The sequence below is a fragment of the Pseudomonas fluorescens genome, from assembly GCF_004683905.1.
Taxonomy (GTDB): Bacteria; Pseudomonadota; Gammaproteobacteria; order Pseudomonadales; family Pseudomonadaceae; genus Aquipseudomonas; species Aquipseudomonas putida_A.
Map to the genome: position 1 here is coordinate 2,888,700 of NZ_CP038438.1, position 23,518 is coordinate 2,912,217.

18 protein-coding genes are annotated in these 23,518 nt (G+C 59.9%); 13 read left to right on the top strand and 5 right to left on the bottom strand.

Features of this window, described 5'->3' with window-relative positions; all coding sequences use genetic code 11:
* Positions 1-117: 117 nt before the first annotated feature.
* On the bottom strand, positions 118-543 hold the full coding sequence (locus E4T63_RS13200; RefSeq protein WP_134786278.1) for a YciI family protein: 426 nt from the start codon (positions 541-543) through the stop codon (positions 118-120).
* A gap of 572 nt (positions 544-1,115) precedes the next feature.
* Here E4T63_RS13200 and E4T63_RS13210 point away from each other — a divergent pair.
* The 11 genes from E4T63_RS13210 to E4T63_RS13260 all read left to right on the top strand — a co-directional run bounded on the left by E4T63_RS13210 (position 1,116) and on the right by E4T63_RS13260 (position 16,725).
* On the top strand, positions 1,116-1,484 hold the full coding sequence (locus tag E4T63_RS13210; RefSeq protein WP_135295699.1) for a DUF6124 family protein: 369 nt from the start codon (positions 1,116-1,118) through the stop codon (positions 1,482-1,484).
* 248 nt (positions 1,485-1,732) lie between these two features.
* Positions 1,733-2,236, top strand: a complete 504-nt coding sequence (locus tag E4T63_RS13215; RefSeq protein ID WP_096797341.1) for a PAAR domain-containing protein — start codon at positions 1,733-1,735, stop codon at positions 2,234-2,236.
* On the top strand, positions 2,236-2,934 hold the full coding sequence (locus tag E4T63_RS13220) for a hypothetical protein (RefSeq protein ID WP_123587948.1): 699 nt from the start codon (positions 2,236-2,238) through the stop codon (positions 2,932-2,934). The genes E4T63_RS13215 and E4T63_RS13220 overlap by 1 nt, the downstream gene beginning before the upstream one ends.
* A gap of 91 nt (positions 2,935-3,025) precedes the next feature.
* A complete protein-coding gene (locus tag E4T63_RS13225; protein ID WP_243753581.1) occupies positions 3,026-3,385 on the top strand; it encodes a hypothetical protein in 360 nt (119 codons plus the stop codon).
* Between the two features lie 232 nt (positions 3,386-3,617).
* A complete protein-coding gene (gene tpx / locus E4T63_RS13230) occupies positions 3,618-4,118 on the top strand; it encodes a thiol peroxidase (RefSeq protein WP_003224497.1) in 501 nt (166 codons plus the stop codon).
* 175 nt (positions 4,119-4,293) lie between these two features.
* Positions 4,294-5,601 carry an MdtA/MuxA family multidrug efflux RND transporter periplasmic adaptor subunit gene (locus tag E4T63_RS13235; RefSeq protein ID WP_135295701.1) on the top strand — a complete coding sequence of 436 codons (1,308 nt, stop codon included), beginning with the start codon at positions 4,294-4,296 and terminating at the stop codon, positions 5,599-5,601.
* On the top strand, positions 5,598-8,693 hold the full coding sequence (locus tag E4T63_RS13240; protein WP_135295702.1) for an MdtB/MuxB family multidrug efflux RND transporter permease subunit: 3,096 nt from the start codon (positions 5,598-5,600) through the stop codon (positions 8,691-8,693). Before E4T63_RS13235 ends, E4T63_RS13240 begins: the two co-directional genes overlap by 4 nt.
* 142 nt (positions 8,694-8,835) lie before the next feature.
* Entirely contained in the window at positions 8,836-11,943 is a 3,108-nt protein-coding gene (locus E4T63_RS13245) for an efflux RND transporter permease subunit (RefSeq protein ID WP_027613729.1), read from the top strand.
* On the top strand, positions 11,940-13,400 hold the full coding sequence (locus E4T63_RS13250; RefSeq protein ID WP_135295703.1) for an efflux transporter outer membrane subunit: 1,461 nt from the start codon (positions 11,940-11,942) through the stop codon (positions 13,398-13,400). The genes E4T63_RS13245 and E4T63_RS13250 overlap by 4 nt, the downstream gene beginning before the upstream one ends.
* A 253-nt stretch (positions 13,401-13,653) precedes the next feature.
* Complete coding sequence (locus tag E4T63_RS13255; RefSeq protein ID WP_134786281.1) at positions 13,654-15,735, top strand: putative bifunctional diguanylate cyclase/phosphodiesterase; 2,082 nt, start codon at positions 13,654-13,656, stop codon at positions 15,733-15,735.
* A 243-nt stretch (positions 15,736-15,978) separates the two neighbouring features.
* Positions 15,979-16,725 (top strand): SDR family oxidoreductase, encoded by a 747-nt coding sequence (locus E4T63_RS13260; protein ID WP_007968514.1) that lies wholly within the window; start codon positions 15,979-15,981, stop codon positions 16,723-16,725.
* Positions 16,726-16,867: 142 nt separating this feature from the next.
* On the opposite strand, the gene mapR is transcribed toward E4T63_RS13260, so the two are convergent.
* The 3 genes from mapR to E4T63_RS13275 form a co-directional block, all read right to left on the bottom strand.
* A complete protein-coding gene (mapR, locus tag E4T63_RS13265) occupies positions 16,868-18,277 on the bottom strand; it encodes a GntR family transcriptional regulator MpaR (protein ID WP_008087199.1) in 1,410 nt (469 codons plus the stop codon).
* 220 nt (positions 18,278-18,497) lie between these two features.
* Entirely contained in the window at positions 18,498-19,928 is a 1,431-nt protein-coding gene (gene ccoG, locus E4T63_RS13270) for a cytochrome c oxidase accessory protein CcoG (RefSeq protein WP_135295704.1), read from the bottom strand.
* Between the two features lie 195 nt (positions 19,929-20,123).
* On the bottom strand, positions 20,124-20,372 hold the full coding sequence (locus tag E4T63_RS13275; RefSeq protein WP_135295705.1) for a DUF3203 family protein: 249 nt from the start codon (positions 20,370-20,372) through the stop codon (positions 20,124-20,126).
* A gap of 123 nt (positions 20,373-20,495) precedes the next feature.
* Between E4T63_RS13275 and E4T63_RS13280 the strand changes: the two genes are divergently transcribed.
* The gene (locus E4T63_RS13280; RefSeq protein ID WP_027613723.1) at positions 20,496-21,008 is read left to right on the top strand and encodes an MgtC/SapB family protein; all 513 of its coding nucleotides are present in this window, start codon (positions 20,496-20,498) and stop codon (positions 21,006-21,008) included.
* 41 nt (positions 21,009-21,049) lie between these two features.
* Here E4T63_RS13280 and E4T63_RS28525 read toward each other — a convergent pair whose 3' ends face one another.
* On the bottom strand, positions 21,050-21,208 hold the full coding sequence (locus E4T63_RS28525; protein ID WP_003224520.1) for a hypothetical protein: 159 nt from the start codon (positions 21,206-21,208) through the stop codon (positions 21,050-21,052).
* Positions 21,209-21,425: 217 nt separating this feature from the next.
* Here E4T63_RS28525 and E4T63_RS13285 point away from each other — a divergent pair, with 217 nt between their 5' ends.
* Entirely contained in the window at positions 21,426-23,423 is a 1,998-nt protein-coding gene (locus E4T63_RS13285) for an alpha-1,4-glucan--maltose-1-phosphate maltosyltransferase (protein WP_135295706.1), read from the top strand.
* Positions 23,424-23,518: the final 95 nt, after the last annotated feature.

Sequence of the window (23,518 nt, forward strand, 5' to 3'; positions counted from 1 at the left end):
GGCCTTTGTAGGAGCTGCCGCAGGCTCGGGCCGCGATCGGACGATCTTTTGACTTTGATTTTTTAAAAGCCAGATCAAAAGATCGCAGCCTTTGGCAGCTCCTACAGGGGGCAGGGATTACAGGTTTTTCTTCGCTTGCTCGCGAACACGTTCTTCCTGCGCCCGCGCCTCAGGCGTGAATTCGGCACCGAAATCCTCGGCGGAGAATATCTGCCGTATCTCGATATCAGAGTCGCCCGGCATCGGGTTCGGGCAGCGCTTGACCCATTCGATGGCTTCTTCCTTCGATTTGACTTCCCAGATCCAGTACCCGGCCACCAGCTCCTTGGTCTCGATGAACGGGCCGTCGATGACGCTGCGCTGGGCGCCGGAGAAATGCACGCGGACGCCTTTGCTGCTCGGGTGCAGGCCATTGCCGTCGATGAGGATGCCGGCCTTGACCAGTTCTTCGTTGAAGTTGCCCATGGCGGTGATCAGTTCTTCGCTGGGCATGATGCCGGCTTCGGAGTCGACGCTGGCTTTGACAAGGATCATGAATCGCATGGTGGTTTCTCCAGGGAACGGGGTTGATTCACTGCTTAGTCGAACGGGCAGGGCGTGAATCGACAGGTCTCTGAATAAAAGATGCAGTCCGGCGTTTTAACAAACGCAATCCGACACACTGCAACTGCCAATGTAGGAGCTGCCGCAGGCTCGGGCCGCGATCGGACGATCTTTTGATCTTGTCGTTAAAAACCAACATCAAAAGATCGCAGCCTGCGGCAGCTCCCCGTGCGTATTTCAATTCAGGATGTTTAAACGTTGTTTCGATTTTGCGGAACGTTCCCACAAGGTTTTCAGGTTGTCCGTCGGACGTAGGGTCTCTAGCCTGTGTTCGTCGCTGCCAATTCAGCGACCGGGACTGGAAACCCCGATGGGTATTAGTGGCGCGTACACGCCTTTCATAACGTATCCTTGCGCACTTCGAATGTGTGCACTCCGTTATGGCGGCTGTGCGCGGGGGACCTTCGGGTCGTCCGGGTCGCCGCTGCCCGGGTTTCCAACCTGCGTACAGCTGCCACCTCTTCGTCCGGAAACCGAAGGGGGCAGCTCCGACTATTCAGTGGAGTTACACCATGAAAAAACCAACACCCAACCCCCCAGAATCAGGCGCCGACACCACAACCCCTTACGCCTCAGTCGACAGTAAAAAACTCCACGAAGCCGCCGACCGCGCCCTCGACTACTACCTCAATCCCGCCGCCCGTATCATGTCTAGCGCCAACGAGCCGGAGTCCATGTACCTCGCCAATCCCAGGTTCAACACCGAATCTCTTTTAGCCAACGCCAGCGAAACACTCGGCTCGGCCAGCGAGATGCTCATCAACTTCGCTGCCTCGCTGGAAACCTCCCAGCGCAAAACAGCACTGGGCATTGCTCAGGTCGTCATGCTGGGGGAGTTAGCGGTAAATCAAGCACTGGATCACGTAGAACTTAAAGACTGATTGATCATGACCCTTCCCGCGCGCAGCAAAGCAATGAAGCCCTTGAGGCTCTGCGTCAGATTCGTGAGTTGGCGCACAGAGCTCTCTTGTTACATTCCTTTACCGCGCGTTGGAACGGTCAACGACCAACCAAAAAAGACTCTAGCCGGTTGTATTTTCTATCCAGTCCGCAGGTGCCATGGATACCCTGTTTTCCAAAACAAGATCGGGTAACATCCGCAGGTCGTGATATTCAATGGAGAGAAACGATGGCAGGAAAGCCAGTCGCAAGGCTCGGAGATCCAGGTAGTCATGGTGGAAATATCAGCACTGGATCAAGTCCTATTTTTGTTAACTCGACTCCCGTAGCTTTGGTAGGAGATATCTATTCCTGCCCGATTCACGGCAGTAATCCCATAACAACGGGCGCCCCCCATGTTTTTGGATTGGGAAAGGACGTTGCCCATGTCGGTTCCCAAACGGCATGTGGAGCGACGATTACTGCTGGATCACCCGACACCTTCGTCGGTGATTCTGGTAGTGCTCCCGCCAGCTTCTTCTCGCAGTTTCTGAAAGAAAAGACTTTCGTCGAGTTTCAGTTGCTTAATGAAAGAGATGAACCTGTAGCCAACGAGGCGTATGAATTGACGCTTCCCGATGGAACCTTGATGACTGGCGTCCTCGACGAAAATGGCTTTGTGCATGTTGCAAATATTCCCAGGGGGAGTTGCAGCATAAAGTTTCCGAAACTTGAAGATACGGAACATCTTTAATGGTTCAGTCTACTAAAACTACCAGCACAACCCAGGCAGCAAAAAATACAGGCGCATCAGGGAAAACCACGAAAACCAATCAGGTGGTCGTATCCGGTGCGTATATGGAAGTGCTGGTGGGTGGTCCCTACACCCGCGATAAAGAAGAACATCCTTTCGGGCACGCTGCTTTACACGTGGTGGTCGGTAGCAAAGACATTACTTATGACTTTGGTCGCTATGGAAAAACCTGGGGCACGTTCGATAGCGAGGGCGAAGGCGTGTTGAACGTCTGGACGTCCTTCAAAGCGTATATCTCTGGTGAAAACAGTTTGGGGCGTACAACAACAGGTTTTGTTTATTTTTTGGAAAATGCAAAAGCCGAGGCTGTGATCGCTCATTTCGACGGTATTGTCGCCCAGCAAAAAGAACAGCGAAAAAAGACTGCCTCATCAGCTCGGTATGTCTTGCCATCGAACTATCATCCGACCACGAATAACTGCACAACCGTGACAATCGCAGGAGCAAAGGTTTCGGGAAAGTCAATTGTGCAGAACCCGGCGAAATTCAATGAGATGCGAGGTCTTTCTTTTATCGAAAGACAGGCAGCGCGTACGCAAAGTAGTCCGAAGGACGGTATTTTCATGCCTGCGGATTTACAAGCCATGCTCGAAGCGAATACCGAGGCCCCCTATGATAAGAAAAATGTTTACAAATAGACGTCTTGGCCTATGGCTGGTGGCAGTTTTATCCGTCAATGCGATTTTTTTGGCTTTTCTGATTTTTGGCGATATTGCGAAGGGGTACAATATGAAAATGATCAAAACTAAAGAACCGTTGCTGATTGAAGGGCCAAATGGTGACGAGAATTACTATGTCCTGCCTTTGGGTACTACCCTTTATCACGATAAAAGCTTTCCTGAAGGGCATGACCGTTATGTGGTGTATCTCAATCATAAAGGTGCAATTGCACACGAAGAAGTACCCATGAAGCCTGAGTATGGCGGTTCATTTATAGATCCGCTCTGGCTGGCCAATGTTGATGAGGAAACCTTGAAAGAAATTTTCAAACGGTTTCCGCTCTCCAAAACCGATATTGCCGCTGCTATCAAGGCCAATGAAATAACCAAGGATGATCTAGCCGACATCATCCGATCCATGCCCGACTGACCAATTCTTTTAGCTGTCGGTGAAACGAAGCTGCGATCTTTTGATCTTGATGAAAAGATAAAGTCAAAAGATCGCAGCCTGCGGCAGCTCCTACAGGGGGGGGCTTGGGTTGTATACAATTTTTCGCGCAGGCCCCTGACAATTTTCATGCAGGGCATAGGTCGTCGGACAATTTCGTGGTTAACTTCGGCCTCTTGCATGCTCAATCACCACGTTAAGAAGGACTAAAGTCATGGCTCAAGTCACCCTCAAAGGCAACCCGGTTCAAGTCAACGGCCAGTTGCCACAAGCCGGTTCCAAGGCGCCAGCCTTTTCCCTGGTTGCCGGCAATCTGTCCGACGTCACCCTGGCGAGCTTCGCCGGCAAGCGCAAAGTGCTGAACATCTTCCCAAGCGTTGATACCCCGACCTGCGCCACTTCGGTACGCAAGTTCAACGCTCAGGCCAACGAACTGGCCAACACCGTGGTGCTGTGCATCTCGGCTGACCTGCCATTCGCTCAGGCACGCTTCTGCGGCGCCGAAGGTCTGGAAAACGTGCAGAACCTGTCGACCCTGCGCGGTGCCGAATTCATCGAAAACTACGGCGTAGCCATCGCTGACGGCCCGCTCAAAGGCCTGACCGCCCGTGCCGTGGTAGTGCTGGACGAGAACGACAACGTCCTGCACAGCGAACTGGTCAAGGAAATCGCTGAAGAGCCGAACTACGACGCAGCACTCGCCGTTCTGAAATAAGCGCTTTTACAATTGTTAACGGCCTGGCCCTGTCCAGGCCGTTTTCATTTGTGTATCAGTGTTTTGCCTCACACCTTGAAACGTAAGTTGAAGGTAAATTGCCGGTAAAGCTGCTTTGCTTAAATCCGATCAGTGCTTATCGTTCAGCCTCCCGTAAAAGAAGCCCACGCGCCCAATGGTTAATCAATCCATGCAATCGTCCCCTCGCAACTCCCGTCGCTGGCTGATCAGCCTGCTCGTCCTGTTGGTCATCGCCGTCCTGTGCTGGAAATTCTGGCCCGCCGGTTCGGCCCACAAGGAGGGCGCCGACAAGGCGGCGAGCGGCCATGCCGGACGTTCGGGGATGATGCGGCCAGGCTTCGGCGGTGCGGCCGGGCCGATTCCGGTGCGTGTGGCGCCGGCGGTCACGGGCGACTTCCCGCTGTATTACAAGGCACTGGGCACGGTGACTGCGCTCAACACCATCAACGTGCGCAGCCGGGTCGGCGGTGAACTGGTGAAGATCAATTTCGAGGAAGGGCAGATGGTCAAGGCCGGCGACCTGCTGGCAGAGATCGATCCGCGTCCGTACCAGAACGCCTTGCTCCAGGCTGAAGGCACCTTGCTGCAGAATCAGGCGCAGTTGAAAAACGCACAGGTCGACGTCGAGCGTTATCGCGGCCTGTACAAGGAAGACAGCATCGCCAAGCAGACCCTGGACACCGCCGAAGCGCTGGTCGGCCAGTACCTGGGCACGGTCAAGACCAATCAGGCGGCGGTCAACGACGCCAAGCTCAATCTCGAATTCACCAAGATCCGCGCACCGATTGCCGGTCGCGTCGGTCTGCGTCAGGTCGACGTCGGCAACCTCGTCGCCGCCAACGACACCACGTTCCTTGCGGTCATCACTCAGACCCAACCGATCAGCGTGGTCTTCACCCTGCCGGAAAACAGTCTCGAAACCGTATTGGCGCGCTACCACAGCGGCGCCAGACTGCCGGCCGAGGCATGGGATCGCGGCGATACCAAGATCCAGGCCAGCGGCGTGCTGCAAAGTCTCGATAACCAGATCGACGTCGCCACCGGCACCCTGAAATTCAAGGCCCGTTACGATAACCGCGACCAGTCGCTGTTCCCCAATCAGTTCGTCAACGTCCATCTGCTGGCCGATACCTTGAAAGGCGTGGTACTCGCACCGTCGGCGGCGATTCAGTTCGGCACCAACGGCACGTTCGTTTACGCATTGGACGGCGACAAGAAAGTCACCATCCGCCAACTGAAGATCGGCGCCAGTGACGGTACCAACACCGTGGTCACCGAAGGCCTCGCCGCGGGCGATCGCGTGGTGCTGGAAGGCACCGACCGCCTGAAGGAAGGCAGCGAAGTGGAAGTGGTCAACGACAGCAATGACGTGCCGACAACCCCGACCGGGCACCTGCAGGGCAAACCCGCCGCCAGTGCACCGGACGCCGCCGCGGCTGACAAGGCCAAGAAGGGCGCATGAACATTTCGCGGCTGTTCATCCTCCGTCCGGTAGCCACCACCCTGAGCATGCTGGCCATTGTTCTGGCCGGCCTGATTGCTTATCGCCTGCTGCCGGTCTCGGCATTGCCGCAGGTCGATTATCCGACCATTCGCGTCATGACCCTGTACCCCGGCGCCAGTCCGGACGTGATGACCAGTGCCGTCACCGCGCCGCTCGAACGTCAGTTCGGGCAGATGCCGGGCCTGACGCAAATGGCCTCGACCAGCTCCGGCGGCGCTTCGGTGCTGACCCTGCGCTTCAGCCTCGACATCAACATGGACGTCGCCGAACAGCAGGTGCAAGCCGCGATCAACGCCGCGACCAACCTGCTGCCGACCGACCTGCCGGCGCCGCCGGTGTACAACAAGGTCAACCCGGCGGATACCCCGGTGCTGACCCTGGCGATCACCTCGAAAACCATGCTCCTGCCCAAGCTCAATGATCTGGTCGATACGCGCATGGCGCAGAAGATCGCCCAGATCAGCGGCGTCGGCATGGTCAGCATTGCCGGCGGTCAGCGGCAGGCGGTGCGGATCAAGGTCAACCCGGAAGCCCTCGCGGCGAACAGCCTGAACCTGGAAGACGTGCGCACCCTGATCGGCGCGTCCAATGTCAACCAGCCGAAAGGTAACTTCGACGGCCCGACCCGGGTCTCGATGCTCGACGCTAACGACCAACTGACGTCGCCCAAGGACTACGCCAACCTGATCCTCGCCTACAAGAACGGCGCGCCGCTGCGTCTGAAGGATGTGGCGGAAATCGTCGACGGCGCGGAGAACGAACGTCTCGCCGCGTGGGCCAATCAGAATCAGGCAGTGTTGCTGAACATCCAGCGTCAGCCGGGCGCCAACGTGATCGAGGTGGTCGACCGGATCAAGGCGTTGCTGCCGAGCATCACCGACAACCTGCCGGCCGGCCTCGACGTTACCGTGCTCACCGACCGCACCCAGACCATCCGCGCCTCGGTGACTGACGTGCAGCACGAACTGCTGATCGCCATTGCGCTGGTGGTGATGGTGACGTTCCTGTTTTTGCGGCGTGCCAGTGCGACGATCATCCCGTCGGTGGCGGTGCCGCTGTCGCTGATTGGTACGTTTGGCGTGATGTACCTGGCCGGCTTCTCGGTCAACAACCTGACCTTGATGGCCCTGACCATCGCCACCGGTTTTGTGGTCGACGATGCGATCGTGATGCTGGAAAACATCGCGCGCTTCATCGAGGAGGGTGATAGCCCGATGCAGGCAGCGCTGAAAGGCGCCAAACAGATCGGTTTCACTTTGATTTCGCTGACCCTGTCGCTGATCGCGGTACTGATTCCACTACTGTTCATGGCTGACGTGGTCGGGCGGCTGTTCCGCGAGTTCGCCATCACTCTGGCGGTGGCGATCCTTATTTCGCTGGTGGTCTCGCTGACCCTGACGCCGATGATGTGCGCGCGCTTGCTCAAGCGTGAGCCGGAGGCCCACGAACAGGGCCGCTTCTACCGGGCCAGTGGCGCGGTCATCGACTGGATGATCGCCGCGTACGGGCGCAAGTTGCAGTGGGTGCTCAAACACCAGCCGCTGACCCTGTTGGTGGCTATCGGTACGTTGGCGCTGACGGTGTTCCTTTATATGGTGGTGCCCAAGGGCTTTTTCCCGGTGCAGGACACCGGGGTGATCCAGGGCATCTCCGAAGCGCCGCAGTCGATTTCGTTCGCGGCCATGGGCGAGCGCCAGCAGGCGCTGGCCAAAGTGATTCTCGAAGATCCGGCGGTGGAGAGCCTGTCGTCCTACATCGGTGTCGACGGCGACAACGCCACGCTCAACAGCGGTCGCTTGCTGATCAACCTCAAGCCGCATGGCCAGCGTGACCTGAGCGCCACCGAGGTGATCGCGCGCCTGCAACCGCAACTGGACAAACTGGTCGGCATCCGTCTGTTCATGCAGCCGGTGCAGGATCTGACCATCGAGGATCGGGTCAGCCGCACCCAATACCAGTTCAGCATGTCCTCGCCGGATGCCGAACTGCTCAGCCAATGGAGCGGGCGTCTGGTCGAAGCCCTGGCCCAGCGTCCGGAACTGACCGACGTTGCCAGCGACTTGCAGGATAAAGGCCTGCAGGTCTATCTGGTGATCGACCGCGATGCGGCTTCGCGCCTCGGTGTCTCGGTGCAGAACATCACCGATGCGCTGTATGACGCCTTCGGTCAGCGGCAGATCTCGACCATTTACACCCAGGCCAGCCAGTACCGCGTGGTGCTGCAGGCGCAGGCCGGGGAGAAGATCGGCCCGGCGGCGCTGGACCAGATTCACGTCAAGACCACTGACGGTGCGCAGGTGCGCCTGTCGAGCCTGGCCCATGTCGAGGAGCGTCAGGCGCAACTGGCGATCACCCACATCGGCCAGTTCCCTGCGGTGATGATGTCGTTCAACCTGGCTCCCGGTGTGGCGCTGGGACATGCGGTGGATATCATCGATCAGGTGCAGAAGGACATCGGCATGCCGATTGGCGTGCAGACCCAGTTCCAGGGCGCGGCCGAAGCGTTCCAGGCGTCGCTGTCGAGCACCTTGCTGCTGATTCTGGCGGCGGTGGTGACCATGTACATCGTGCTCGGCGTGCTTTACGAAAGTTACATCCACCCGATCACCATTCTCTCGACCCTGCCGTCGGCGGCGGTCGGCGCCTTGCTCGCGTTGCTGCTCAGCGGCAATGACCTGGGGATGATCGCGATCATCGGCATCATCCTGCTTATCGGTATCGTCAAGAAGAACGCGATCATGATGATCGACTTCGCCCTCGACGCCGAACGCACCCAGGGCATGGCGCCGGAGCAGGCGATCTATCAGGCGGCGCTGCTGCGCTTCCGGCCGATTCTGATGACCACCTTGGCCGCGCTGTTCGGCGCCGTGCCGTTGATGCTCGCCACCGGTTCCGGGGCTGAGTTGCGTCAGCCACTGGGTCTGGTGATGGTCGGCGGTCTGCTGGTGAGCCAGGTGCTGACCCTGTTCACCACGCCGGTGATCTATCTGTACTTCGACCGTCTCGGTCGGCGCTTTGGCAAAACCAATGCCGAAGAGGTACCGGTATGACTGTCTGGACACATTCCCCCTGTGGGAGCGGGCTTGCTCGCGAAAGCGCTGTATCAGGCGACATGAATGTTGAATGTCAGACCGTATTCGCGAGCAAGCCCGCTCCCACAAGGGACTGGTGTGATGTTGGGGATTGCGGTCAATGAACCTCTCCGGTCCTTTCATCAAGCGCCCGGTCGCGACCATGCTCCTGAGTCTGGCGATCATGCTGCTGGGCGGGGTCAGTTTCGGTCTGTTGCCGGTGTCGCCGCTGCCGCAAATGGATTTCCCGGTGATCGTGGTCCAGGCCAGTCTGCCCGGCGCCAGTCCCGAGGTGATGGCGTCCACGGTGGCGACGCCGCTGGAGCGCTCGTTCGGGGCGATTGCCGGTGTCAACACCATGAGCAGCCGTTCCAGCCAGGGTTCGACCCGGGTCATTCTGCAATTTGACCTCGACCGTGATATCAACGGCGCGGCGCGGGAAGTGCAGGCGGCGATCAACGCTTCACGCAACCTGTTGCCGAGCGGGATGCGCAGCATGCCGACCTACAAGAAGGTCAACCCGTCGCAGGCGCCGATCATGGTGCTGTCGCTGACGTCGGATGTGCTGGAAAAAGGCCAGCTCTACGACCTGGCCTCGACCATCCTCTCGCAGAGCCTGTCCCAGGTGCAGGGCGTAGGTGAAGTGCAGATCGGCGGCAGTTCGCTGCCGGCGGTGCGTATCGAACTCGAACCGCAGGCGCTTAACCAGTACGGCGTGGCGCTCGACGATGTGCGCAAGACCATCGCCGGGGCCAACGTGCGCCGGCCCAAGGGCTCGGTCGAAGACGGCGAGCGCCTGTGGCAGATCCAGGCCAACGACCAGTTGGAGAAAGCCAAGGATTACGAGTCGCTGATCATCCATTACAAGGACGGCGCAGCCCTGCGTCTGAAGGACGTGGCCAAGGTCAGCGACGGCGTCGAAGACCGTTACAACAGCGGTTTTTTCAACGATGACGCGGCGGTGCTGTTGGTGATCAACCGCCAGGCTGGCGCCAACATCATCGAGACGGTCAACGAGATCAAGGCGCAGTTGCCGGCTCTGCAAGCGGTACTGCCGGCCAGCGTCAAACTGAACCTGGCAATGGATCGCTCGCCAGTGATCAAGGCCACGTTGCACGAAGCGGAAATGACCCTGTTGATTGCCGTGGCGCTGGTGATTCTGGTGGTGTTCCTGTTTCTCGGGAATTTCCGCGCCTCGCTGATTCCGACGCTGGCAGTGCCGGTGTCGCTGGTCGGCACCTTTGCGGTGATGTACCTCTATGGCTTCTCGCTGAACAACTTGTCGCTGATGGCGCTGATTCTGGCTACCGGACTGGTGGTGGACGATGCCATCGTGGTGCTGGAGAACATTTCCCGGCACATCGACGAAGGCGTCAAACCGATGCAGGCCGCCTACCTCGGGGCCAAGGAAGTCGGATTCACCTTGCTGTCGATGAACGTGTCGCTGGTGGCGGTGTTCCTGTCGATCCTGTTCATGGGCGGGATTGTCGAGAGCCTGTTCCGTGAGTTTTCCATCACCCTGGCAGCAGCCATCGTGGTGTCGCTGGTGGTCTCGCTGACCCTGACGCCAATGCTCTGCGCCCGCTGGCTCAAGCCGCACACGCCGGGCCAGGAAAACCGCCTGCAACGCTGGAGCCGCCGCGCCAACGACTGGATGGTCGGCAAATACGCGACCAGCCTCGACTGGGTGCTGCGCCACCGCCGCCTGACCTTGCTCAGCCTGATCATCACGGTCGGGGTCAACGTTGCGCTTTACGTGGTGGTGCCGAAGACGTTCATGCCGCAGCAGGACACCGGCCAGTTGATCGGTTTCGTCCGGGGTGACGACGGTCTGTCGTTCAGCGTGATGCAGCCGAAAATGGAAACCTTCCGCCGTGCCGTGCTCAAGGACGAAGCAGTGGAAAGCGTCGCCGGGTTCATCGGCGGCACCAACGGCACCAACAACGCGTTCATGCTGGTACGCCTGAAGCCGATCAAGGAGCGCAACCTGTCGGCGCAGAAAGTCATCGAGCGCCTGCGCAAGGAAATGCCCAAGGTGCCCGGTGCCCAGTTGATGCTGATGGCCGATCAGGATCTGCAATTCGGCGGTGGTCGCGAGCAGACCACCTCGCAATACAGCTACATCCTGCAAAGCGGGGATCTGGGGGCGTTGCGCGAGTGGTACCCGAAAGTGGTGACCGCGCTGCGCGCACTGCCCGAGCTGACCGCCATTGATGCCCGCGAGGGGCGCGGCGCGCAGCAGGTGACGTTGATTGTCGACCGTGATCAGGCCAAACGCCTCGGGGTCGACATGAACATGGTCACGGCGGTGTTGAACAATGCCTACAGCCAGCGTCAGATTTCGACGATCTACGACAGCCTCAACCAGTATCAGGTGGTGATGGAGGTCAATCCGAAATACGCGCAGGATCCGGTGACGCTCAATCAGGTGCAGGTGATTACCGCTGACGGTGCGCGGATTCCGTTGTCGACCATCGCCCATTATGAAAACAGCCTGGAAGACGACCGCGTCAGCCACGAAGGCCAGTTCGCCTCCGAAAGCATCGCGTTCGACATGGCTGAAGGCGTGACCGTGGAGCAGGGCAGTGCCGCGATCGAGCGGGCGATTGCCAAGGTCGGTCTGCCGGAAGACGTGATCGCGAAAATGGCCGGCACCGCCGATGCCTTTGCCGCCACGCAGAAGAGTCAGCCATTCATGATCCTCGGTGCGCTGCTCGCGGTGTATTTGGTGCTGGGTGTGCTGTATGAAAGCTACATTCACCCGTTGACGATTCTCTCGACCTTGCCCTCGGCCGGGGTCGGTGCGTTGCTGTCGATCTATGCGCTGGGCGGCGAGTTCAGCCTGATTTCGCTGCTCGGACTGTTCCTGCTGATCGGGGTAGTGAAGAAAAACGCGATCCTGATGATCGACCTGGCGCTGCAACTGGAACGCCATCAGGGCCTGTCGCCGCTGGAGTCGATCCGCAGCGCCTGCCTGCAACGGCTGCGGCCGATTCTGATGACCACCCTGGCGGCGATCCTCGGCGCCTTGCCGTTGCTGCTCGGCCGCGCGGAAGGCGCAGAAATGCGCCAGCCGTTGGGCCTGACCATCATCGGCGGCCTGATCTTCAGCCAGGTCCTGACCCTTTACACCACGCCTGTGGTTTACCTCTATCTCGACAAGCTGCGCCACCGCTTCAACAAGTGGCGTGGCGTGCGTACTGACGCCGCTCTGGAAACTCCGCTATGACTGACCGTTCGCTTCTCAATCTGGCCACTGCGCGCGGCTCGCGCCTGTTGAGCCTGTCGCTGTGCGTGGCGATGCTCAGTGCCTGCGCTGTGGGCCCGGACTATCAGCGTCCGCAGACCGCCGAGGTCGCGCAATACAAAGAGGCCAAAGGCTGGCGTCAGGCCAATCCGAGCGATTCGCTGGCGCGCGGTGCCTGGTGGGAGTTGTATGGCGATCAGCAACTCAATGGTCTGATCGAAAAACTCAACAGTTCCAACCAGACCGTGGCGCAATCCGAAGCCCAGTTTCGTCAGGCCCAGGCCTTGGTGCGGAGTGCCCGTGGAGCGTTTTATCCCAGTGTCGACCTGAGCGTGGGCAAGACCCGCTCCAGCCAGGGCACCGGCAGCAGCAGTTCGAGCCTGAGCAGTTCCGCCAGCGGCATTCGCGACACCTACAACGCGCAGTTGGGCGTGAGTTGGGAAGCGGATATCTGGGGCAAATTGCGCCGAGGCCTGGAAGCCGACCAGGCCAGCGCCCAGGCGAGTTTTGCCGATCTGGCCGCGATGCGCCTGAGTCAGCAGTCGGAACTGGTGCAGAACTACCTGCAATTGCGGGTTATCGATCAGCAGAAGCGTCTGCTCGAAGCCACCGTCGCGGCCTACGAAAAATCCCTGCAAATGACCCAGAACCAGTACCGCGCGGGGATATCCGGGCGCGATGCGGTGGCGCAGGCGCAGACCCAGTTGAAAACCACCCAGGCCGATCTGGTCGACCTGATCTGGCAACGCGCGCAGTTTGAGAATGCCATCGCCGTGCTCACCGGGCAGGCGCCGGCCGAATTCAGCATCGCTGAAACGCAGAACATTCCGAACCTGCCGCAGATTCCCCTGAGCCTGCCTTCGCAGTTGCTGGAACGGCGCCCGGATATTGCCTCGGCGGAACGCTCGGTGATCGCCGCCAACGCCAATATCGGCGTGGCCAAGGCCGCGTACTACCCGGATCTGACCTTGAGCATGAGCGGCGGCTACAGCAGCAGTACCTCGAAAAATCTTTTAACGCTACCGAACCGTTTCTGGTCGGTCGGGCCAAAGCTGGATCTGCCGATCTTCGATGGTGGCATCCGTTCGGCCGAGGTTGACCGTACCGAGGCGGTCTATGACCAGACCGTCGCCAAGTACCGCCAGACCGTGCTCGACGGCTTCCGTGAAGTGGAAAACTATCTGGTGCAATTGAAGGTGTATGAGGACGAGGCGGCCGTGCGTCAGGAAGCACTGGATGCCGCGCGCGACTCGCTGCGCCTGACCCAGAACCAGTACAAGGCCGGGTTGATTGCTTACATCGATGTGGTCGTGGTGCAAGCCACCGCGCTGAGCAACGAGCGGACTGTGCTGAACATTCTGCAGAACCGCTTGATCGCCAGTGTGCAATTGATTGCGGCGCTGGGTGGCGGCTGGGACGGACAACTCGCCACCGAATAGCCTGTGTAGGAGCTGCGGCACGCTGCGATCTTTTGATCTTTAAAAACAAGGTCAAAAGATTGCAGCGTGCCGCAGCTCCTACAGGTTGTGATGGTTGTTCCAGAGCTTCGCAAAACCATCAAACAAGCGTTTCATCGGGTTGATGGCAAAATGATTACTTTGTCAGTGCGTTCTTCCGCGCAATCAGTACAATCGCCGCATTTGCCCAGCCGAGAATGGACGCAGTACGGCGCGGGTGGTCGCGAGAATCTTCATGCTCATCGGTAATTATTCCTTCACCCTGGTTTTCATTTCTTTGTGTGTGGCGATCCTCGCGTCCTACACCGCGCTCGATCTGACCGGGCGCATCGCCAGCGCCCGTGGGCGCGCAGTGCATTTCTGGACGGCCGGCGGTGCACTGGCGATGGGGGTCGGCGTCTGGTCAATGCACTTCATCGGCATGTTGGCCTTCAAGCTGCCGATCGACCTGGGCTACGACATTGCGATTACCGCGCTGTCGCTGCTGATTGCCGTGCTGTCCTGCGGGTTTGCCCTGTGGCTGGTCAGCCAGCCGAAACTGCCGATTTTGCAATTGGCCTTTGGCGCTTTGGTCATGGGCGCCGGCATCAGTGCAATGCATTACACCGGCATGGCCGCGCTGCGCATGACGCCTGGCATCGATTACGACCCGACCCTGTTCGGCGCCTCATTGCTGATCGCGGTCGGGGCCTCGGCGGCGGCGTTATGGATCGCCTTCCGCCTGCGCCAGCACTCGCCTTATGTACGTCTGATTCGTGGTGGTGCGGCAGTGATCATGGGCATCGCGATTGTCGGCATGCACTACACCGGCATGGCCGCCGCGCAGTTTCCTGATGGCAGTTTCTGCGGCGCAACGCTCGACGGCCTAAAAGGCAACGGCCTCGACAATCTGGTGCTGATCACCACGCTGGCGGTGCTGTCGATCGCCTTGCTCACTTCGATTCTCGATGCGCGCCTTGAAGCGCGTACCGCCGATCTGGCGCATTCGCTGACCCTGGCCAACCGTGAACTGACGCAACTGGCATTGCACGACACCCTGACCGGTCTGCCGAACCGTATGCTGCTGGACGACCGGATTAATCAGGCGATGAAGAAGGTCGAGGAGCAGGGCGGTTGTTTTGCGTTGATGTTCATCGATCTGGACGGTTTCAAACCGGTCAACGATGCCTTCGGCCACCACATGGGTGACCAGTTGCTGCGTGAAGTCGGGGTGCGCCTGCGCGAAGATCTGCGCAGTCAGGATACGCTCGCGCGAATTGGCGGCGACGAGTTCGTGCTGCTGGTGCGTCTGAGCGAACCCGACGATGCTCTGGGACTGGCTGCGCGTCAGGTCGGGTTGCTCGGTCAGGCGTTCCGCGTGGCCGAGCACGACTTGCAGATTTCTGCCAGCGTCGGCATCGCCCTGTACCCGGGTAACGGCCTGAGCGCCCAGGAACTGCTGATGAATGCCGACGCGGCGATGTATCACGCCAAGGGCAGCGGAAAAAACGGTTACAGCTTCTTCGATGCTTCGATGAACAGCAACGCGCGCAAGCAGCTGCAGCTGTTGCAGGACCTGCGCGCCGCGCTGGAACACAGTCAGTTCAGCCTGTATTTCCAGCCCAAATTCGACGCCATCAGTGGTCGTCCGGTCGGTGCCGAAGCGCTGCTGCGCTGGCAGCATCCGACCCAGGGCATGTTGCTGCCGGACAAGTTCATCGATCTGGCGGAGAAGACCGGCCTGATCATCGCCATCGGTGAATGGGTGCTCAACGAAGCTTGCCGGCAGATGCGCGAATGGTACGTGCTCGGTTACACCGACTGGCGCATTGCGGTGAACCTCTCGGCCTTGCAGTTCTGCCACGCGGGGCTGGTGCAGAGCGTGGCCAAGGCGCTGGCGACCCACCACCTGCCGGCCAACAGCCTGACCCTGGAGATCACCGAAACCACGGCCATGAGCGACGCGGATGCGAGCATGAAGGTGTTGCAGGAGTTGTCCGACATGGGCGTCGACCTGTCGATCGACGACTTCGGCACCGGTTATTCGAGCCTGATGTACCTCAAGCGTTTGCCGGCCAACGAGCTGAAGATCGACCGCGGTTTTGTCCGCGATCTGGAGCACGACAGCGATGACGCGGCCATCGTCTCGGCGATTGTGGCGTTGGGGCAGGCACTCGGTTTGCGCATTGTTGCCGAGGGGGTGGAGACCGGCGTGCAGCAGGATTTTCTCACGCAGTTGGGTTGTGATTCTTTGCAGGGCTATCTGTTGGGGCATCCGATGCCGGCGGATGCGTTCATGCAGAACATTGCCCGTGGAGAGGCTTTGGCGGCAGTCTGACTGCATTCTGTGGCGAGGGAGCTTGCTCCCGCCGGGGCGCGAAGCGGCCGCGTTTTTACTCGGTTTTACTGTGTTGCCCGGCATCACGGATGCTTCGCAGCCGAGCGGGAGCAAGCTCCCTCGCCACAAAAAACATCTCAGTCTCATGCAGGGTTTTGTCTTTGACAGAGCCCATGCAAAACCGCCCAATGGCGGTTATTCTTCAACCCGACTGTTACGTGTGCATTGGGGGGAAGGGCCAGCATGGATAAAGTCATGGTAATCACCGGTGGCGGGCGCGGAATTGGCGCCGCTACGGCGTTGTTGGCTGCCGGGCAGGGCTATCGGATCTGCATCAACTATCAGTCGGATGAACAGGCCGCGCAAAGCGTGCTGGAGCAAGTGCGGGCGCTGGGGGCGCAAGCCATTGCGGTACGCGCCGATGTCAGCATCGAAGACGAAGTGATCGCGCTGTTTCAGCGGGTCGACACCGAATTGGGGCGGGTCACCGCGCTGGTGAACAACGCCGGCACCGTCGGGCACAAGTCGCGGGTCGATGAAATGTCCGAATTCCGCATTCTTAAAATCATGAAAACCAACGTCCTGGCGCCGATCCTCTGCGCCAAGCACGCGATCCTGCGCATGTCGCCCAAACACGGCGGGCAGGGCGGCAGCATCGTCAACGTCTCCTCGGTCGCCGCGCGCCTGGGTTCGCCCAACGAGTACGTCGACTACGCCGCGTCCAAAGGCGCACTCGACACCTTCACCATCGGTCTGTCCAAGGAAGTGGCGGGTGAGGGGATTCGGGTCAACGCGGTGCGTCCGGGCTATATCTATACCGATTTCCATGCACTGAGCGGCGATCCTGATCGGGTCAGCAAGCTTGAGTCGGCGATTCCGATGGCCCGGGGCGGGCGCCCGGATGAAGTGGCGGAGGCGATTGTCTGGTTGTTGTCGGACAAGGCTTCTTATGCGACCGGGACGTTTGTTGATTTGGGTGGCGGGCGCTGATCGTTGGGATTTGTGTTGCCTGATCTGGACTCTTCGCGAGCAAGCCCGCTCCCACAGTAGACCGCGTTTCTCCAGATGGAATGCGGTCTACTGTGGGAGCGGGCTTGCTCGCGAAGGCGTCATAAGCCCCAACATCTGTCTGTCAGAACGACCGCACAATCCGCCCCAACGTCTCCATCGCCTTCTCCGAATCCTCGGTCCACGGGCTGCCGTAATTCAGGCGAATGCAGTTCCTGAACCGCTGAGTCGGCGAGAAGATCGGCCCCGGCGCGATGCTGATGCCTTGCGCCAATGCCATCTGAAACAACTTCAACGAATCCATCTGCGGTGGCAGTTCCAGCCAAAGGAAGTAGCCGCCCGCCGGCTGGCTGACGCGGGTCTGCGCCGGGAAATAGCGGGCAATCGCTGCGAGCATCGCGCTTTGCTGTTCTTCCAGGGCGTAGCGCAGTTTGCGCAAGTGGCGGTCGTAGCCGCCGTGTTGCAGGTAGTCGGCGATGGCCGCTTGCGCCGGCATCGAGGCACAGAGCGAGGTCATCAGTTTCAGCCGTTCGATTTTCTGTGCGTAACGCCCGGCGGCGACCCAGCCGATGCGGTAGCCGGGGGCCAGGCTCTTGGCGAACGAACCGCAGTGCATCACCAGCCCTTCGGTGTCGAAGGCCTTGGCCGGTTTCGGTGCCTGCTGACCGTAATAGAGTTCGGCGTAGACGTCGTCCTCGATCAGCGGCACCTGATGCCGGCGCAGCAGTTCCACCAGTTCCTGTTTCTTCGCCTCGGGCATGGTCGCGCCCATCGGGTTCTGGAAACTGGTCATGCACCAGCAGGCCTTGATCGGATGGCGCTCCAGGGTCTGGGCGAGCACGCCGAGGTCGATACCGTCGCGCGGGTGCACGGGGATTTCCACGGCTTTGAGTTTCAAGCGCTCCAGCACTTGCAGGCTGGCGTAGAACGCCGGGGCTTCGATGGCCACCAGATCGCCCGGCTCGGTCACCGCTTGCAGGCACAGATTCAGCGCTTCGAGGGCGCCGTTGGTGATCAGCAGTTCTTCCATCGGCAGCATCAAGCCGCCAACCATGTAGCGCAGGGCGATCTGCCGACGCAGTTGCGGGTTGCCCGGCGACATGTCGGTGACCACCATGCGCGGGTCCATCTCCCGCGCCGCACTGGCCAGCGAACGTGACAGCCGTTGCAATGGGAACAGGGTCGGGCTGGGGAACGCCGAGCCGAAGGGCACGGTGCTCGGATCCTTGATCGATTCCAGCACCGAGAACACCAGTTCGCTGACGTCGACTTCGGTGGAGTCGTTGACGTGGCTGCTGATCACCGGCTCCGAGAACGGACTCGGTGCGTGGGTGTTGACGAAGTAACCGGAGCGCGGCCGCGCGCGGATCAGACCGCGACGTTCCAGCAGGTAATAGGCCTGGAACACCGTGGACGGGCTGACCCCGTAAGTCTGGCTGGCGTAGCGCACCGACGGCACCCGTTGCCCGGGGCCGAGCACGCCGGAGCGGATCAGTTCAGCGATGTCGTCGGCGAATTTTTCGTAGCGTTTCATCGGGGGCCTTGGTGCTGGTTGGGTGTGTAGGGTGTCAGGGAAAGCCCCTCACCCTAGCCCTCTCCCGGGGGGAGAGGGGACTGATCGGGTTGTATGTTCGAGTTACGCCGACTTGAAAGCCCGGAGTCGAACTCGGGTTTGAAAGCCACTGAGATCTGCTCCCTTTCCCCCTCGCCCCCTGGGGGGAAAGGGCTGGGGTGAGGGGGAGGATTCTAACGGCTCAGCGATTCATCGGCGCCACAAACCTGCTTTTCGCCACGCTATAAATCTCGGGCTCGTCGCTGTCGGCGATCTTGAAGCTCAAGGTCTGCGAGCTGCTGGCCGGGCGTTCCGTGGTCATCGCCACCGATACGGGCACATCGACAATCTCTCCCGGCGCCAGGCTCAGTTCGGTCTTGCCCTGCAACTGGAAGCCGTCGCCGTCCACCAGGCTCAGGGTGTAGTCCTGGCGCTGCTGGGTCTTGTTGATGACCTTGAGGGTGTAGATGTTTTCGATCTGGCCCTGACCGTTCTCGCGAAACAGCCCACGATCCTTGGTCACGTCCAGCGAGACCATCGGCCGCTCAACCAAGGCCAGCGCCAGTGCGCCGATCATCACCAGCAGCACCGCGACATAACCAATCAGCCGAGGCCGCAGCAGGTGGGTCTTGCCGCCCTGCAATTCGCGTTCGGAACTGTAGCGGATCAGGCCGCGCGGGTAATTCATTTTGTCCATGATCGAATCACAGGCGTCGATGCACGCTGCGCAGCCGATGCATTCCATCTGCAGGCCATCGCGGATGTCGATGCCGGTCGGGCATACCTGCACGCACAACTGGCAATCGATGCAATCACCGAGGCCGGCTTCGGCAGGTTTCACGTCGCGTTTGCGCGGGCCACGGTTTTCGCCACGGGCGACGTCGTAGGATATCGCCAGGGTGTCCTTGTCGAACATCACGCTCTGGAACCGCGCATACGGGCACATATGCATGCACACCGCTTCGCGCAGCCAACCGGCGTTGATGTAAGTGGCGGCGGTGAAGAACAGTACCCAGAACAGACTGACCCCGCCGATCTGCAGGGTGAACAGCTCTTCGGCCAGCGGCCGGATCGGCGTGAAGTAGCCGACAAACGTCAGCCCGGTCATCACGCTGATCGCCAGCCACAGAGTGTGCTTGGCCGCGCGCCGGGCCAGTTTGTTCAGGCTCCAGGGCGCCGCTTGCAGTTTGATCCGCTGGTTGCGTTCGCCCTCGGTGACTTTTTCGCACCACATGAAGATCCACGTCCACGAGCTCTGCGGGCAGGTGTAACCGCACCAGACCCGGCCGGCGAACACGGTGATGGCGAACAGACCGAACGCAGCAATGATCAGCAGCGCCGAGAGCAAGATGAAATCCTGTGGCCAGAAGGTCGCGCCGAAGATGTGGAATTTGCTTTCGGCCAAGTCCCACAGCACGGCCTGACGACCGCCCCAGTTCAGCCACACGGTGCCGAAGAACAGCAAAAAGAGAAAGCCCGCGCCGCTGATGCGCAAGGTGCGGAACAGGCCGGTGAAACTGCGGGTGTGGATGTGATTGTCGGTGGAGCCGGCCTTCGCCTTCATCGGGCGACCAGGCACATTTTTTATGGTGGGGCTTGCTTCTACGGTTCGGACGGGGATTTGTTCGCTCATGGTCATTCGCTCATCAGCCTCCATCAGGCGAGCGAACTATGAGCGCCGATCTGTTTGCATAACAGACTCAGCTATTTTAATAAAAAGCGTATCAGATGGCTCTGGGCACACATCCTGCGACAACTTGAAGCAGCCCGCAGGCGCAGGCGCAAACGCCTATCGCAGGCGTCTGCGCCGGATGTTGATCAGGGTCAGTCAAATCACCGAATCACTCTCGTCAGCCTTCAGGTGCTTGCGGCCATCCTTCGCACCGGCGACGGTCAAGGCGTCGGCTTCTGCTTCGGTGATGTAAATGCGCCGGTTTTCAATCTCTACGAACGACATGGCTTTTTCGCTATCCGTTTTGACTTCCAGGGTGTCGCAGATACGAATTTCTTCTCCATTTTCGACGGTGAAAAAACACACTTTTGATTCGGGGTTGGATTCATCGATTCGAACGGGCATGAGGCTGTCCTTTTTTCATGGGTACCTAAGAGGTTAGGGCGCGCGCGTGGCCGATCGTTCTGCGCAACTGATTAATGGTCGCTGCTGTCCATCCACTAACGACCAATAAGAAAGGAGGGAGCGATGAACGCCTGGTGGCATGAAGTGTGGGTGACGCTGCAAGCGGAGTTCGCCGACGTCGGCGATGCTTCGCAACTGACGCGCATTACCGTGCGCCTGTTGATGGCGGCGGTGCTGGGCGGAATTCTCGGTTTCGAACGTGAGCATAAGGGCAAGGCTGCCGGGGTGCGTACGCACATGCTGGTGGCGTTGGGGGCGGCGCTGTTTGTGCTGGTGCCGCAGACCTCAGGGGCTGAATCCGATGCGATGAGCCGGGTGTTGCAGGGAGTGATCGCCGGGATCGGCTTTTTGGGCGCCGGGACGATTTTGAAGAATCAGGAAGGTGACGAAGGGCACGTGAAAGGACTGACCACGGCAGCCGGATTGTGGATGACGGCGGCGATCGGCGTGGCGGCCGGGTTGGGCAGGGAAGCGACGGCGCTGCTCAGCACTTTGCTGGCGCTGGGGATTTTCAGCGTGATGCCACGGGTGGTCAGGATGTTTGAGAAGGATGGGGAGAAAAACCAGCACCTGTAACCGATCGTTCCCATGGTGGGTGGGAACGATCGGCTGGGTGCTTAAACGATCACGGGCGGCATCGTCGTCGGCGGCTCTTCCTTCGGCGGTGGCGTGGTGCCTGGGGGTTCCTGCTCGGGAATCGGCTGCGGCTCGGTCTCGGGCAGGGTGGGTTTGTCGATGTTCGGATCAGGCGTTTCGGCCGGGATCGGGATGTTCATCTGTAGACCTCCGTGTGGCACATGGCGTGAGAAGTGCTTAAGTGGATTGACCACCGTGTGATGAATTCGATCCGCTTTTCTGTCCAGACAAATCCCTGTGAACTTTTCCCCGCGCCGGTCGCTCGGAACCTAAGTGAGTTCAAGTCGGGGCCGGTGCCTCATTGTGAACACTGTTCCGGCACAAGAGCGTCCTTGGGGCGTTAAGGAGAGATGCTCGATGTCTGCTGAAAAACCTTCAGAGCAGAGCTACAACCCGCACATGCCGCTGTCGCAGGCGTTGCTGCTGCCGCGCATCGTGATCGAAAACACTATGCCGACCCTCGATGGCGGGCAGTTTGCCGTGAAGTCGATCGTCGAGCGTGAAGTGATCGTCACCAGCAAGGTCTTCGCCGACGGCCATGACAAGCTGGCCGTGCGCATCCGCTGGCGTGCGGAGGGCGAAGAGAGCTGGCACAGCGAGGTGATGAACGAGCTGGGCAATAACAGTTGGCAGGGGCAGTTTCGTCCGGACCGCCAGGGTCGCTATCTGTACTGCATCGAAGCGTGGATCGACCATTTCGCCAGTTTCCAGTACGAACTGGAGAAGAAGCACAACGCCGCCGTCCCGGTGTCGCTCGAACTGCAGGAAGGGCGCAGCATGGTGCTGCAGGCCGCCGAGCGCAGCGACGGTCAGCTCAGCGAGCAACTCGCCGCACTGCATTATGAATTGTCCGGCCTGCTCGAAACCGAGCAGGTGGCGCTGTTTCTGCACTCGCGCAGTGCGCAATTGATGGCGCAGGCCGATCACCGTGCCTATCTGAGCCTGAGCGCCGAATTCCCGGTGGATGTCGAACGGGAACTGGCCGAGTTTGCCAGTTGGTACGAGCTGTTTCCGCGCTCGATCACCGACGATCCCAAGCGTCACGGCACGTTCAACGACGTGCACTCGCGCCTGCCGATGATTCAGGACATGGGTTTTGACGTGTTGTACTTCACGCCGATCCACCCGATCGGCCGCGCCCACCGCAAGGGCCGCAACAATTCCCTGACCGCCGGCCCGGATGATCCGGGCAGTCCGTACGCGATCGGTAGTGAGGAGGGCGGCCACGAGGCGATTCACTCGCAGCTCGGCACTCGCGAAGATTTCCGTCGGTTGGTCGCCGCCGCCGCTGAGCATGGCCTGGAAATCGCCCTCGATTTCGCCATCCAGTGTTCGCAGGATCACCCGTGGCTCAAGCAGCATCCAGGCTGGTTCAACTGGCGCCCGGACGGCACGATCAAATACGCGGAAAACCCGCCGAAGAAATACCAGGACATCGTCAACGTCGACTTCTATGCGCCGGATGCGATCCCCAGCCTCTGGGTGGAACTGCGCGATATCGTCGTCGGCTGGGTCAACGAAGGTGTGAAAATCTTCCGCGTCGACAATCCGCACACCAAGCCGCTGCCGTTCTGGCAATGGCTGATCGCCGATGTGCGGGCGCTGCACCCGGAAGTGATCTTCCTCGCCGAGGCGTTCACCACGCCGGCGATGATGGCGCGGCTGGGCAAGGTCGGTTATTCCCAGAGTTATACCTATTTCACCTGGCGCAACACCAAGTCGGAGCTGGCGACTTACTTCAGTGAACTCAACGAGTCGCCGTGGCGTGAATGCTACCGGCCGAACTTCTTCGTCAACACGCCGGACATCAACCCGGCGTTCCTGCATGAGTCGGGGCGGCCGGGGTTTCTGATCCGCGCGGCGCTGGCGACCATGGGCTCGGGCTTGTGGGGCATGTATTCCGGTTATGAGTTGTGCGAAGCGGCGCCGGTGCCGGGCAAGGAGGAATACCTCGATTCGGAGAAGTACGAGATCCGCGTCCGCGACTTCAATGCGCCGGGCAACATCATTGCCGAAATCGCCCAGCTCAATCGCATCCGCCGGCAGAACCCGGCGCTGCACACGCACCTGGGGCTGAAGGTCTACAACGCCTGGAACGACAACATTCTGTACTTCGGCAAGCGCAGCTTCGACGGCAGCAATTTCATTCTGGTGGCGGTGAGCCTCGATCCGCACAACGTGCAGGAAGCCAATTTCGAACTGCCGCTGTGGGAGATGGGCCTGCCCGACGACGCAACCACCCACGGTGAAGACTTGATGAACGGGCATCGCTGGGACTGGCATGGCAAGTATCAATTCATGCGCATTGACCCGGCGTACCAGCCGTTCGGGATCTGGCGGATTACTGCCGCGTAAGACCTTGCTCAAAAACTTGTGGTGAGGGGATTCATCCCCGACTGGCTGCGCAGCAGCCACAAAGAACAACCGGGTAAAACTGAATAAAAGCAGGG